Raw genomic sequence first — 14,317 nt, forward strand, 5'->3', positions numbered from 1 at the left:
ACATGCTGATCCTGCCCGCCGACGGCCCGGCCTCGGGCCGCCTGATTGCCGATGCACTGACCTCAGATGGCCCGGAGCAGATAGTTCGGGCCATTGCCGAGGCCCTGCCGCCGCTGGCCGCGCGGCTGGCCGCCGGCAGGTTGCATGGCGACCCCGAGGCGATTGTCGGCGTGAATGACAGCGGCGACAAGCAAAAGGCGCTGGATGTCGCCGCACATGACCACATGATCGCGGTTCTGCGCGACGCCGGTGTGCGTCAGGTCCTGTCGGAAGAGGCCGAAGATGTCATCCATCTGAGCGAAAGCGGGTGCTTTGACGTGGCCATTGATCCGATTGACGGATCGGGCAGCATCGGGATCGGCGCGCCTCTGGGCATGTTGTTTTCGATATTGCCGGCTTCGGACCGGGGCTTCCTGCGCAAGGGGCGCGAGATCGTGGCCGCGGGCTATGCGTCATTCGGTCACTCGCTGGATTTCGGCTGGTCGGTCGGGGACGGCGTTCACATCGCCACATTCGATGAGGCCGCCCAGAGCTTTCGCCTTGCACGTGAGAACGTGACGCTGAAGCCAACAGCCTCGACCATCGCCTATAACGCCTCGAACGAACGTCACTGGAGCGCGGGCCTGCAGACCTGGGTGCAGGAGTTGCGTCTGGGCAAGGATGGCCCTCGCAAGCGGGATTTCAACATGCGCTGGCTGGCCGCCGCGGTCGGAGAACTGCACCGCATCCTGTTGAAGGGCGGCATGTTCCTCTATCCGGCGGACTCCCGTCCGGGCTATGAAAACGGTCGGCTCAGGCTGATCTACGAAAGCGCGCCCATCGCCTTTCTGATCGAACAGGCCGGCGGCGCGGCCAGCGACGGAACACAACCCATTCTGGACCGCAGTCCCGGCGGTCTGCATGACTTCACCCCTCTCATTTTCGGTGCGACAGATGAGGTCGAGAACCTTCTCGGCCATCTTGTCGCCAACAAAGGATGACCGCCCATGGCCATGATCACCCTGCGCCAACTTCTGGATCACGCCGCCGAGCAAGGCTATGCCGTGCCCGCCTTCAACATCAACAACATGGAACAGGGCCTGGCCGTCATGCAGGCGGCACAGGCGACCGAAAGCCCGGTCATTCTTCAGGCCAGCCGGGGCGCGCGCGCCTATGCCAATGATGCGGTTCTCGCCGGGCTGATTGCCGGTTTTGCGCGCGCATTTCCCGATATCCCGGTCTGCATGCATCTGGACCACGGCAATGGGCTGCCCACCTGCGCCACCGCCATTCAAAACGGGTTCACCAGCGTGATGATGGATGGCTCGCTGATGGCCGATGGCACCACACCCGCCGATTACGCCTATAATCGCGACATCACCGCCCGCGTCGTCGAAATGGCCCATGCCTGCGGCGTTTCCGTCGAGGGAGAACTGGGCGTGCTGGGCAGCCTGGAAACCGGCATGGGCGATCAGGAAGACGGGCACGGCGCGACCGAAAAGCTGTCGCATGACCAATTGCTGACCGATCCCGCCGAGGCCGAACGTTTCGTCGCCGAAACCGGCGTCGATGCGCTGGCCGTCGCCATGGGCACCAGTCATGGCGCCTACAAGTTCACGCGCAAACCCGACGGCGACATTCTGGCGATGCAGGTCATCGAAGATATCCACCGGCGGCTGCCCAACACCCATCTGGTGATGCATGGCTCCAGCTCGGTCCCCGAAGACCTGCAACAGATCATCAACAGCTATGGTGGCGATATCAAACCGACATGGGGCGTGCCGGTGGAGGAAATCCAGCGCGGCATCAAGTCGGGCGTGCGCAAGGTCAATATCGACACTGACAACCGTCTGGCGATGACGGCGGCCATTCGCCGGACCCTGACGACAAATCCCGCCGAATTCGACCCGCGCAAATATCTGAAGCCGGCCATGGAATTGATGTCCGAGGTCTGCAAGCAGCGTTTCGAGGCCTTTGGCACGGCCGGACAGGCCGGGCGCATCCGCCCCCTGTCGCTGGCCGAGATGGCCGGACGCTACTGACGCCTGACGAATCTGCGGTCAGCCCTTGTCGGGCTGACCGATCCATTCTTCGAAATCGCTCAACTCGGCAAATGTCGCCGGGCGCGAGCGGCCCCATTTCGAGGGATCACAAACCAGAAAACGGCGATGCGATTGCGCAATTGCGCGTCTCTTGATCGGGACTTCATGAAAGTGAAAGCAGGTCACGCCCGCGCGTTCATGCACCCCCGCTGCCGAAAAGAAGCCCTTGGTTATATTCACCTCGGACAGCATTTCCAGCGCCGCAGGTGAACTGAAACTGCCACTTTCAGGATGATAATGTCCGGCCAGCAGGATCAGATTCACCCCGCGCCGTGCCGCCAACTGATCGGCGATGTTCAGCGCCTGCGTTACCACCGTGACATGCGCATCCTCGGGCACCGCCGCAGCAAGATGTGGCAGGGTCGATCCGCAATCGATGAAGATCGTATCTCCCGGCTCGATCAGTTTTGCAGCCAGACCCGCCAGACGTTTTTTCTCGGCCGCATTGGTATCCTGCGCGCGCGAAAGCGAATATCCCTCGGCAGCCCCTTCGGCAAACATGATATAGCCGCCCAGACAGATCAGCCCGCTGTCGTGCCTGCCAAGATCACGCCTGATGGTGATCTCTGATGTGCGTAGCTGCCGGGCAGCATCGCCGATATGGACGATCGCCCCGGAGGCGCACATCTTCTTCATTTCCTCGATGCGCAAGCTGCGCCCTGATGGTCTGCCCACCCTATGCCTCCGAACCGATCCGACCCCATATGCCCGTCAAAAGACATGAAATGCGTCAACAACGGAAGTTTGGGTTGACTCACTGGGGTCGTTTTGAATGAATACAAACATATTGAATCGATCCGATCAATATGTTCAACGCATCCGGTGACCGGCCTGCCCTGGACCGGATTGCGACAGAGGAGGAGAGACAAATGAAAACGCTGCTGACATCGGCTTCGCTGGCGCTTGCATGCCTGAGCGCGCCCGCCATCGCCGACCAGATCGTTGACACAAGCAATGTGAACAAGGATCTGATCGCCACCCAGGACGACAAGAAATACACCATCGCCACAGTGGTGAAGGTGGATGGCATCGCGTGGTTCGACCGGATGCGCGACGGAGTCGAACAGTTCAAGGAAGAAACTGGCCATGATGTCTGGATGGTCGGCCCCAGTCAGGCCGATGCGGCCGCGCAGGTCCAACTGGTCGAAAACCTCATCGCGCAGGGTGTCGACGCGATTGCAGTTGTTCCCTTCTCGGTGGAGGCTCTGGAGCCGGTTCTGAAAAAGGCCCGCGACCGCGGCATCGTGGTAATCTCGCATGAAGCCTCGAACCTTCAGAACACGGATTACGATCTGGAGGCCTTTGACAACCTCGCTTATGGCGCCAATCTGATGAAAGAGCTTGGCGCATCCATGGGCGGCAAGGGCAAATATGTGGCCACGGTCGGATCGCTGACCTCGAAAAGCCAGATGGAATGGATCGATGGTGCCGTTGCCTATCAGAAAGAGCATTTCCCCGAGATGGAAATGGTTGGCGACCGGCTGGAAACCTATGACGATGCGGCCACCGATTATACCAAGCTGAAAGAGGCGATGACCACCTATCCCGACATCACCGGGATTCTGGGTGCGCCAATGCCGACCTCGGCAGGCGCGGGCCGGCTGATCGCCGAAAGCGGGCTGAAGGACAAGGTCTTCTTTGCCGGCACCGGGCTGCCGTCGGTTGCGGGTGAATATCTGGCCAATGGCGATATCCAGTATATCCAGTTCTGGGATCCGGCGGTTGCAGGCTATGCCATGAACATGCTGGCTGTTGCGGCACTGGAGGGTAAACAGGACCAGATCACCGCCGGTCTGGACCTTGGACTTGTCGGCTATGAATCTCTGCTGGCTCCCGATGCGGAAAAACCCAACCTGCTTTATGGTGCGGGCTGGGTCGGAGTGACCGCCGAAAACATGGATCAATACGACTTCTGATCCTTCGGCGTTCGGCAGGTCCCTGTTGCGGGCCTGCCTTCGCGTCCTCCATCCGGCGGGCGCGAACCCCGTTTCAGCAATGCGGAAATTCCATGACAGAACCCCTGATAGAGCTGAAGAATATCAGCAAACGCTTTGGCGGCGTCCGTGCCCTGGACGATGTTTCGCTGTCGATCAGACCGGGCGAGATCCATTGTCTTGCGGGCGAGAACGGCTCGGGCAAATCGACGATCATCAAGGTGATGTCCGGCATCTACACGCCCGAGGCCGGAGAAATCCTTATCGATGGCCAACCGGTTGCCCATCTGGACCCCATACAGGCGGTGCAAAAGGGCGTGCAGGTCATCTATCAGGACTTTTCGCTGTTCGGGAACCTGACCGTGGCCGAAAATCTGGCACTGAACACCTATGTGCTGGAGGGCAAGTCGCGCATGGATTGGGCCCGCGCCCGCAAGATGGCGCAAGAGGTTCTGGCGCGGTTGGGGGTCAGTATCGATGTCGATGCCGATGTCGAGACATTGCCGACCTCGGGCAAGCAGATCGTGGCCATCGCCCGCGCCATTCTGGCCAAGGCGCGACTGATCGTCATGGATGAACCGACCACCGCCCTGACCCGTCACGAAGTCGACGCGCTGTTCGACATCGTGCGTGATCTTCAGGCGCATGGAATCGCCGTGCTGTTCGTCAGCCACAAGATGCGGGAAATGCTGGAAATATCCGAGCGCCTGACGGTGTTTCGAAATGGCAGGAAGGTCGCCGAAGGCGATATGCGCGACTTTGACGAAGCCGCCATCACCCACGCCATGACCGGGCTGGAACTGAATGACGAACCCTATGTCGCCACCACTCCGGCCAACGCCAAACCCGTCCTTCAGATATCCGGACTGTCGGTACCCGGCAGCGTCAGGAACGTCGATCTGACCATTCGCCCCGGCGAAATTGTCGGCATTTCAGGGCTGATCGGATCGGGGCGCACCGAGCTTGCGCGCGCCCTGTTCGGAATGGAAAAGGGCGCCACAGGTCAGATCAGCATCAATGGCAAGCCCGCATTTCCTCGTTCGGTGCAAGAGGCCATCGCGTCCGGCATCGCATATGTGCCCGAAGACAGGCTGAGCGAAGGGCTGTTCCTGACCCAGTCCATCGAACGCAATATGGTCGTCAGCATCCTTGAACGGTTGCGGCGGGGCATATTCCTTGACCGTCAGGCCATGCGCGCGAAAACCGAGGAAATGTTTGACGCCATGCAGATCGCCGCGCCTTCGGCGGATACGGCCGTCGGCAATCTTTCGGGCGGCAATGCGCAGCGCGTGATGCTGGGGCGCTGGTTGCTGACCGGCGCAAGAATCCTGATCCTGAACGGTCCCACCGTCGGGGTGGATGTGGGATCGAAGGCCACGATCCACCGCATCATCCGTGATCTGGCGCGGAACGAGGGGCTGGCCGTGATCATGATTTCCGATGATGTGCCCGAGCTGGTCGGAAACTGCAGCCGTATCCATGTCATGCATGAGGGCCGCTTTGTTGCCGAGCTCTCGGGAACGCAGATGACCGAAGCCGGCGTCAATGACAGCCTCAAATCCCTGAATTAAGGCGGCACAGATGAAAATCTTTCAATCGACCGAAGCCGTGATCGCCATGGTGCTGGTGCTGGTCATGATCATTATCGGACTGGTCAATCCCGCCTTCTGGGGGGTCAGCAATCTGTTCAGCCTGGCGAAATCCAATGTCGTGATCGGCATCATGGCGCTTGGCGTCCTGCTGATCATGATCTCGGGCGGCATTGACGTATCCTTCCCCGCCATCGCGGTGGCGGCACTGTATATCACCGTGCGCACGATGGTGGCGCTGGAATACGACGGGGTGCTGCTGCCCTTCATCGCGGCTGCCGTGATCGGGCTGGCGCTGGGGGCCGTGAATGCGCTGATCATCGACCGGTTCAAGATGATACCATTGATCGTGACGCTTGGGACGGCCTCGATCATTCGCGGTCTGGTGCTGGGGCTGTTGGGCACCTCGATCGTCAATATCAACAAGATGCCCAGGGAACTGATCGAATTCGGCAAGCAGGACCTTGTCAGCGTCACCGCCCCGAATGGTGCGACCGCAGGTCTGACGGCAATGATCCTAGTCTATCTGGGGATCGCCATCGCCGTCCATCTGATGTTGAAATACACGATGATGGGGCGGTCGATCTATGCCTATGGCGGCGATCCGGAATCCGCCCGACGCGCGGGGATCAACACCCGGCGCACGATATTCGTTGTCTATTGCACGGCAGGGCTGTTGGCAGGCTTTGCCGGATTGATGCACAGCGCCATGATCTGGCAGGCCAACCCGCGCGATTTCATCGGGCTGGAACTGGACGTGATCGCCGCGGTCGTCCTGGGCGGGGCTTCGATCTTCGGTGGCCGTGGTTCGGTTCTGGGGACAATGATCGGGGTTTTCACACTGGTCATGGTGAAGAACTCGCTGATCCTGATGAAAGTCGACACCACCTGGCAACGGGTTGTTGTCGGTCTGATCATCATTGCCGCAACCGCCATCACCGCATGGCGCGACCGCAAGAAACTGGTCTGAGGGGAATATAGCCATGAGCACGAAAACCGAAACACCCCCCTTCCTGCGCCGCATTCTGGGTCAGGACGCCGCCATCGCCCAGTTGGTGGTCATCACGGCGCTGATCTTCCTGGCCATGACGGTGCTGAATTCCGGCAAGTTTCTCAGCTATTACAATTTTGAATCCATGAGCTACCTGATGCCCGAACTGGGCATCCTATGTGTCGCGATGATGATTGCGATGCTGACCGGCGGGATCGATCTGTCGATCGTTGCCATCGCCAATCTGGCCGCAATCACCGCAGGGCTGTATTTCCGCAATCCCGTCGTCGCCGAGGCCATCGGATCGGGCGGGGCGATGCCGGTCCTCCATACCGTTGCCGGTGTCCTCATCGCGCTGATGGTCGGTCTGGCGGCCGGCGTTCTGAACGGCGTGCTGATTTCGCGCCTGCGCATCATTCCGATCCTGGCGACGCTGGGAACCGGACAGGTCTTTGGCGGGCTGGCACTGGTGCTGACCGGCGGGCCTGCGATTGTCGGCTATCCGCAGACCTGGAACTGGATCGGAACCGGCAAGATACTGGGTCTGGCGACACCTTTCTGGATCATGATCGTCGTGGGAAGCATTGTCGCAATCCTGCTGCGCCGGACCAATCTGGGCGTCAACCTGATGCTGATCGGAACCAATGCCCGCGCCGCACTGTTTGCCGGCATCCGCAGTGGCCGGATGATCCTTTACAGCTATGCACTGTCGGGTGTGCTGGCCGCCATTGCGGGAATACTGCTGTCGGGGCGCACCAATTCGGCCAAGGCGGATTTCGGATCATCCTATCTGCTTCAGGCAGTGCTGATCGCGGTGCTGGGCGGCACCAATCCTGCGGGGGGCAAGGGTCGGGTGCTGGGCGTGCTGCTGGCGCTGCTGGCTTTGACCTTCCTGTCCTCGGGGCTGCAGATGATGCGCGTGTCGAATTTCATGATTGATGCCGTCTGGGGCGGGTTTCTGGTTCTGGTCATTGCAATCAACTATCTGAGGTCCTCGAAATGACCGATATCTTTCCCGACACGACTTTGCCGCTGTCACCGGACCTGTTCCCGACGGGCTGGACAAGGGTTCTAGCCGAAAACGCCGCTTTCAGGATCGAGGCCTTCCGTTTCCCGACCGGCGTCGAGGGGCTGAAAGTCACCAATCGTCGCGGCATGATCACCGTTCTGCCATATCTGGGACAGATGATCTGGGACGCGGAATTCGATGGCCGGTCGCTCGCCATGGGCAATGCCTTTGCCGCGCCGCGCCATGGGGCCTCGATCCTGGAAACCTATGGCGCCTTTGCCTATCACGCCGGCCTCTTGCGCAATGGCACCCCCGGTCCCGAGGATAGCCATGCACTGCATGGCGAAATGCCGGTGGCGGCAATGGACAGCGCCTGTCTGTTGCTGGGGCAGGATGATGCTGGCAACTTTGTCGAGATCAGCGGCCAGGTTGAATATGTCATGGGTTTTGGTGCCCATTACATGGCGCGGCCCCGGATCAGACTGCGCGCAGACAGCGGGTTGATAGATGTCGAGATGCAGGTCGAAAACCTGTCCGCGCATCCGATGGAACTGATGTATATGCTGCACGCAAATTTCGATTTCGTGGCAGATGCCCGCATCCATCAACCTGCCCCCTTCAGCCCGACGCACACGCAGGTGCGCAAGGCCATTCCCGGCCATGTCACGCCTTCGGCTGAATTTCTGGCCCTGTTGGATGACCTGGCCGAAAACCCCGCCCGCATGGCCCAACTGTCCGAGCCCGATCTGTATGCACCCGAGCAGGTCTTTTACATCAAGGGTCTGGGCGTGGACGGTCAGGATCGGACCCGTCTGGCGATGGAACTTCCAGAAGGCGGTGCCTTCAGCGTCGAATATGCCCCGCAGGATCTGCCTCATTGCGTGCGCTGGATCCTGAACGACGGAGATGCGCAGGTGGCCGCCTTTGCCCTGCCCTCGACCTGTGAACCCGAGGGCTATACGGCGGAAAAGGCCAAGGGCCATGTCAGGATGCTGGCTCCGGGCGAGGTCGCGCGTTTCCCGGTGACCCTGGGCTATCTTGGCGCGCATGAGGCCCCGGCTGTCCTTGATGAAATCGCCAGGCTGGATAAGGGAGAAAGCTGATGACCCAAGGCAAGACCGGACGGATCGCGGTGGTCGGCTCGAATATGGTTGATCTGGTGACCTATACAAACCGGATGCCCGCGCCGGGTGAAACGCTCGAAGCGCCCAGTTTCGAAATGGGCTGCGGCGGCAAAGGCGCCAATCAGGCGGTGGCTGCCGCGCTGCTTGGTTCGACAGTCGGCATGGTGACCAAGGTCGGCGACGATATGTTCGCCGACAACACCATTCGCAATTTCAGGGATCACGGCGTCGATACCACCCATGTCGTGAAGGTGGCGGGAATGACCTCGGGCGTGGCCCCGATCTTCGTGGAACCTTCCGGTGAGAATTCGATCCTGATCGTCAAGGGGGCCAATGCCACATTGTCGCCCGCGGATGTCGATGCCGCAGAGGATATGCTGTCACAGGCCGACCTGATCCTGATGCAACTGGAAATACCGCTGGAAACCGTGCGCCACACCGTCCGACGCGCCGCGCAATGGGGTGTCAGGACCATCCTGAACCCGGCCCCCGCCTCGCCCGATCTGCGGGTCGAGGATCTGCGCGATCTCAGCTTTCTGGTGCCCAACGAAAGCGAGCTTGCCCTGCTGTCGGGCATGCCCACCGACAGCGAGGACCAGATTACAAGCGCGGCCCGCAGCCTGATTGCCAAGGGCATCGGCAATGTCATCGTCACCCTGGGCGGTCGCGGCGCGCGCTGGATCACCGCAGAGCGCCTTGTGCCGGTCCCGGCGCTGACGGTCTCTCCGGTCGATACGACCGGTGCGGGAGATGCCTTTATCGGTGCCTTTGCGCATTTCCTGGCCGCCACGGGCGAAACCGAAACCGCCCTGAACAAGGCCGCGCGATATGCCGCCCTTTCGGTCACCCGCCGGGGCACACAGAAATCCTATGCAACCGCGGAAGAGTTTGACAGCTTCTGCGCGACACAGACCGCATCAGCGGATTGAGAGGAACGCCATGTCAGATCATACGGCACGCAATCCGGGCACCGCACTGCTGCGCGAGAGCTTTGAGGATGTCTGCGTCAACCGCACTGCCGCCGAACGCCGCGCAGCGGTCATTTCCTCGGGGCGCACGGTCAAGAAACAATATCAGGCCGCCTGGTTGCTGCGGGCAATCCAATGCATCGACCTGACCACCCTTGCCGGGGATGACACGCCCGGCCGGGTCCGGCGGCTCTGCGCCAAGGCACGCCAGCCTGTGCGCGCCGATCTTCTGGAGGCGATGGAGGTGCAGGATATCGGCCTGACCACCGGCGCGATCTGTGTCTATCCGACCATGGTGCGCCATGCGGTTCAGGCGTTGGACGGTTCGGGGATTCCCGTGGCCTCGGTCGCGACGGGTTTTCCGGCCGGGCTGACACCCTTCCCGCAACGGCTGGCCGAAATCACCTATGCGGTCGAGGAAGGCGCGGCGGAAATCGACATTGTCATCACCCGCGAACATGTATTGCTGGGAAACTGGCAGGCACTTTACGATGAACTGCGCGCCATGCGCGAGGCCTGCGGCGAGGCGCATATGAAGGCCATTCTAGCCACCGGCGAGTTGGGCACCCTGACAAATGTCTATCGTGCTTCTATGGTGGCCATGCAGGCGGGATCGGATTTCATCAAGACATCGACCGGCAAGGAAGCCGAGAATGCCACACTGCCCGTGTCGCTGACCATGTTGCGCGCCATCCGCGACTACGGAGAACAGACCGGCCACCGTGTCGGCTTCAAGCCTGCAGGCGGACTGCGCACGGCCAAGGATGCGATGGCGTGGCTGGCCCTGATGAAAGAGGAACTGGGTGCGCCATGGCTGCGTCCCGACCTGTTCCGCATCGGCGCGTCATCGCTGCTTGCCGATATCGAGCGCCAACTCGAACATCACGTTACCGGCCGCTACGCCAGCGCCGACCACCACGCTCTGAGCTGAGGCAGACCCGATGAACATCAAGGACATCATGGATTCCATGGAATACGGACCCGCGCCCGAGGATCAAGGCAGTGCACAGGCCTGGCTGGAGGCACATGACCGCCGCCTGGGCCATTTCATTGACGGCCAGTTCCAGGGTGCCGCACAGGCCGATATCGCGGTCGAGAACCCGGCCACGGGCGAAACACTGGCCCATATCCCGCAGGCTGGTCATGACGAGGTCGACGCCGCGGTCAAGGCCGCCAAGAATGCCTTTGGCCAATGGTCGCGAAAATCCGGCTATGAGCGCAGCCAGTATCTCTATGCCATTGCGCGCGGGCTGCAGAAACGCGAGCGGCTGTTTTCGGTTCTGGAAACGCTGGACAATGGCAAGGCCATCCGCGAAAGCCGCAATGCCGATATTCCGCTGGCCATCCGGCATTTCTATCATCACGCCGGATGGGCGGCGATGGCCGAAAGCGAATTCGCCGGGCAGCAGCCCCTGGGCGTCTGCGGCCAGATCATCCCGTGGAACTTTCCGCTGTTGATGCTGGCATGGAAAATCGCGCCCGCATTGGCCGCCGGGAATACCGTGGTGCTGAAACCGGCGGATCTGACGCCGCTGACGGCTGTGGCCTTTGCCGAATTGCTGGTCGAAATCGGCCTGCCCAAAGGTGTGGTGAACATCGTGCAGGGCGGCGGGGACACCGGGGCCATGATCGTACGCCATCCCGACATCGCCAAGATCGCCTTCACCGGATCGACGGCGGTCGGACGCGACATCCGACGCGCCACGGCGGGCTCGGGGAAACGTCTGACGCTGGAACTTGGCGGCAAATCTCCCTTTGTGATCTGCGCGGATGCCGATCTGGATGCAGCGGTCGAAGGCGTTGTCGAAGGTGTCTGGTTCAATCAGGGCGAGGTCTGCTGCGCCGGTTCGCGCCTGCTGATCCAGGAAGGCATTGCCGAGCGTTTCCTGAACAAGCTGCGCGCGCGGATGCAGAAGATCCGCGTTGGCAGTCCGCTGGACAAATCCACCGATATGGGTGCAATCGTTTCGGCACGTCAGAAGTCCCGAATTCAAGGATTGCTGGACAACGCCGCCGGTGAAGGCATCCGGTTGGAGCAATCCTCCTGCCCTCTGCCGGAACAGGGCCATTTCGTCACGCCAGGTTTCTTTGCCGATGCACAGCCCGCGGCCGAGATTTCCCAGGTCGAAATCTTCGGTCCGATTGCCGTGACGACCAGCTTTCGCACCATTGATGAGGCTGTGGAGCTGGCCAACAACACCGGCTATGGGCTTTCGGCCTCGATCTGGTCGGAAAACATCAATGCTGCCACCGAACTGGCCGCGCGGATCAAAGCAGGTGTGGTCTGGATCAACGCCACGAACATCTTTGATGCCAATGCGCCCTTTGGCGGCGTCAAGGAAAGCGGCTATGGGCGTGAAGGCGCGCGCGAGGGCATGGCCTCTTATCTGGAACCGGTTCCCGCATCGCGCAGCAAACCGGTGAAGCCGGTCGAGGCAGATCTGTCCCCGACGCGACTGGGCGAAGGCACCCCCGAAGGCCAGATCGACCGGACGATGAAAAACTATATCGGCGGCAAGCAGGCCCGCCCCGATGGCGGTTCCAGCTATGTCATCCGTGATCACAAGGGCCGTCCGCTGGGTCTGGCCCCGCTTTCGGGGCGCAAGGACATCCGAAATGCCGTCGAGGCCGCGCGCAAGGCCGGGTCATGGTCCAGCAATGCCCATGGCCGCGCGCAGGTGCTGTTCTTTCTGGCCGAGAATATCGCCGCGCGCAGTGCAGAACTGATCAGCTTGCTGCAGAACATGACCGGCACCGGGAAATCGGAAGCCGGGGGCGAGGTGCAGAAGCTTCTTGAACGCTGCTTCTATTACGCTGGACTGGCAGACAAGGATGACGGCGCCATTCATGCCACCAAGCCACGACATCTGACCCTGTCACTCAAGGAACCGGTCGGCGTCGCAGGCGTTCTGGCCCCCGACAATTCGCCGCTTCTGGGATTGATGTCGCTGATCCTGCCGCTGATCGCAGCGGGCAACAGGGTGGTTGCGGTGCCCTCGCCCGCTCACGCGCTGATTGCGCAGAGCCTCTACCAGATATTCGATACGTCGGATCTGCCTGCTGGAGTGGTCAATCTGGTCAGCGGTGACCGCGATGTGCTGGCGCAGACATTGGCGGAACATGATGCCGTGGACCTGTTGTGGTATCACGGTTCGGCCAAGGGCGCGGCCGCAGTCGAAGCAGCTTCCGCCGGAAACCTGAAACAGGTCTGGACCAATGGTGGGTTCGCAACCGACTGGTTCGATGATGCCGAGGCAAGGGGCCGTCACTGGATGGCGCGCGCAACCCAGATCAAGACGATCTGGGTGCCCTATGGTGCCTGAACAATTTCCTGGTCCTGAGGCTGCGGCGGCAGGATCAGGATGGCCCGGAAATCATTGACATTTGTCAGCGTCGGGCCGGTCACGATCTGGCCGCCGACGCTGGCAAAGAAGCCATGCGCATCATTGTCGTCAAGCGCTGAACGTGCATCAATGCCTTGACTTGCAGCCTGCGCCAACGTTCCGGGTCCGGCAATCGCCCCGGCAACCTCGGCTGCGCCATCGACTCCGTCGGTATCGCAGGCCAGAACATGAATATGCGGATGCCCCTGCAGGGCCAATGCCGCGGCCAGCACGAATTCGGCATTGGGGCCGCCACTGCCTGACCCGCTGCGGGTGACGGTCAGTTCACCACCCGACAACATGAGAACCGGCGGATTTTCAGCTGTCATCGTCGCAGCAATCTGGATGGCCTGCTCTACCTGCGCCGCCGCGACGTCGCGGGCCTCACCTTCGATCTGATCACCCAGAAAGCGCAAATCAATCCCGGCCTGCTCTGCCGCCTTTGCCGCTGCCGCGATGGATTGTGCGGGCGCGGCAACGATCACGCTGCGGGCCTGGGCCAGCCGTGGATCATCCGTCTTCACGACACCGCTTTTCCCTTGCGCCAGCGCATTTCGCGCCGCTTCAGGCAAAGGAATGCTCCAACGCTCGGCAATCGCGAGCGCCGAGGCCGCATCGCTGTCATCCCCGACCGTGGGCCCCGATGCAATCATCGCCGGATCATCGCCGGGCACATCCGACATCAGCAGCGACAGCATGGGGGCAGGATATGCCGCAGCTGCAAGCTGGCCTCCCTTGACCCGGCTGAGATGCTTGCGCAGCAGGTTCATCTGCGAAATCGGTGCGCCAGACGCCAGAAGTGCATCATTCACCGCACTTTTCTGTTTCAGATCAAGGCCAAAGGCCGGCGCGCACAGCAGGGCCGAACCACCGCCCGATATCAGCGCCAGGACCAGATCCTCCGGTCCCAGCCCCTGCAACAAATCCAGCATTTCAGCCGAGGCGTTCAGGCCGGCCTGATCCGGCACCGGATGTGCAGCCTCGACGATGCGTATCCCCTGACAGGGGCGCGCATAGCCATAGCGGGTAATCACCAGCCCTTCACAGGGGCCATAATGGGCCTCGACGGCCTCGGCCATGCGGGCGCTGGCCTTGCCCGCGCCGATCACGATCAATCGCCCCTTGGGACGTGGCGGCAGATGCGCAGGAACCACCCGCATCGGGTCCGCCACCGCGACCGCCATGTCGAACAATCCGCGCAGAAACCCATCCGGACCCGGTGCAACCTGCTGCGTCAC

At 61.4% G+C, this 14,317-nt stretch carries 12 protein-coding genes; 10 read left to right on the forward strand and 2 right to left on the reverse strand.

The annotated features are described in order from the left end of the window. Positions 1–2 precede the first annotated feature (2 nt). Together JHW44_RS18165 and fba are read left to right on the forward strand one after the other, a co-directional pair. Positions 3–980: a class 1 fructose-bisphosphatase gene (locus JHW44_RS18165; RefSeq protein ID WP_089345094.1), complete on the forward strand. Its 978-nt coding sequence runs from the start codon at positions 3–5 to the stop codon at positions 978–980. A gap of 6 nt (positions 981–986) precedes the next feature. Continuing rightward, entirely contained in the window at positions 987–2,021 is a 1,035-nt protein-coding gene (fba, locus tag JHW44_RS18170; RefSeq protein WP_089345093.1) for a class II fructose-bisphosphate aldolase, read from the forward strand. Positions 2,022–2,039: 18 nt separating this feature from the next. Here fba and JHW44_RS18175 read toward each other — a convergent pair whose 3' ends face one another. After that, complete coding sequence (locus tag JHW44_RS18175; RefSeq protein ID WP_179217751.1) at positions 2,040–2,717, reverse strand: DeoR/GlpR family DNA-binding transcription regulator; 678 nt, start codon at positions 2,715–2,717, stop codon at positions 2,040–2,042. Between the two features lie 233 nt (positions 2,718–2,950). Between JHW44_RS18175 and JHW44_RS18180 the strand changes: the two genes are divergently transcribed. From JHW44_RS18180 to JHW44_RS18215, 8 genes are all read left to right on the forward strand, one after another. Continuing rightward, on the forward strand, positions 2,951–3,997 hold the full coding sequence (locus tag JHW44_RS18180; protein WP_089345091.1) for an autoinducer 2 ABC transporter substrate-binding protein: 1,047 nt from the start codon (positions 2,951–2,953) through the stop codon (positions 3,995–3,997). A 92-nt stretch (positions 3,998–4,089) separates the two neighbouring features. Then, entirely contained in the window at positions 4,090–5,586 is a 1,497-nt protein-coding gene (locus JHW44_RS18185) for a sugar ABC transporter ATP-binding protein (RefSeq protein ID WP_089345090.1), read from the forward strand. Between the two features lie 10 nt (positions 5,587–5,596). Then, a complete protein-coding gene (locus tag JHW44_RS18190; RefSeq protein ID WP_089345089.1) occupies positions 5,597–6,574 on the forward strand; it encodes an ABC transporter permease in 978 nt (325 codons plus the stop codon). A gap of 13 nt (positions 6,575–6,587) precedes the next feature. Continuing rightward, positions 6,588–7,598, forward strand: coding sequence for an ABC transporter permease (locus JHW44_RS18195; RefSeq protein ID WP_089345088.1), 1,011 nt, complete (start codon positions 6,588–6,590; stop codon positions 7,596–7,598). Beyond that, positions 7,595–8,707 (forward strand): aldose 1-epimerase family protein, encoded by a 1,113-nt coding sequence (locus JHW44_RS18200; protein ID WP_089345087.1) that lies wholly within the window; start codon positions 7,595–7,597, stop codon positions 8,705–8,707. Before JHW44_RS18195 ends, JHW44_RS18200 begins: the two co-directional genes overlap by 4 nt. Then, positions 8,707–9,657: a ribokinase gene (gene rbsK, locus JHW44_RS18205; RefSeq protein ID WP_089345086.1), complete on the forward strand. Its 951-nt coding sequence runs from the start codon at positions 8,707–8,709 to the stop codon at positions 9,655–9,657. Before JHW44_RS18200 ends, rbsK begins: the two co-directional genes overlap by 1 nt. Positions 9,658–9,667: 10 nt before the next feature. After that, on the forward strand, positions 9,668–10,627 hold the full coding sequence (gene deoC, locus JHW44_RS18210) for a deoxyribose-phosphate aldolase (protein ID WP_089345085.1): 960 nt from the start codon (positions 9,668–9,670) through the stop codon (positions 10,625–10,627). A gap of 10 nt (positions 10,628–10,637) precedes the next feature. Next, positions 10,638–13,019: an aldehyde dehydrogenase family protein gene (locus tag JHW44_RS18215; RefSeq protein WP_089345084.1), complete on the forward strand. Its 2,382-nt coding sequence runs from the start codon at positions 10,638–10,640 to the stop codon at positions 13,017–13,019. Here the strand turns inward: JHW44_RS18215 and JHW44_RS18220 are convergent. Continuing rightward, on the reverse strand, positions 13,007–14,317 hold the full coding sequence (locus tag JHW44_RS18220) for a glycerate kinase type-2 family protein (protein ID WP_272850346.1): 1,311 nt from the start codon (positions 14,315–14,317) through the stop codon (positions 13,007–13,009). The genes JHW44_RS18215 and JHW44_RS18220 overlap by 13 nt on opposite strands.

The sequence above is a fragment of the Paracoccus seriniphilus genome (assembly GCF_028553745.1).
Classification (GTDB): domain Bacteria; phylum Pseudomonadota; class Alphaproteobacteria; order Rhodobacterales; family Rhodobacteraceae; genus Paracoccus; species Paracoccus seriniphilus.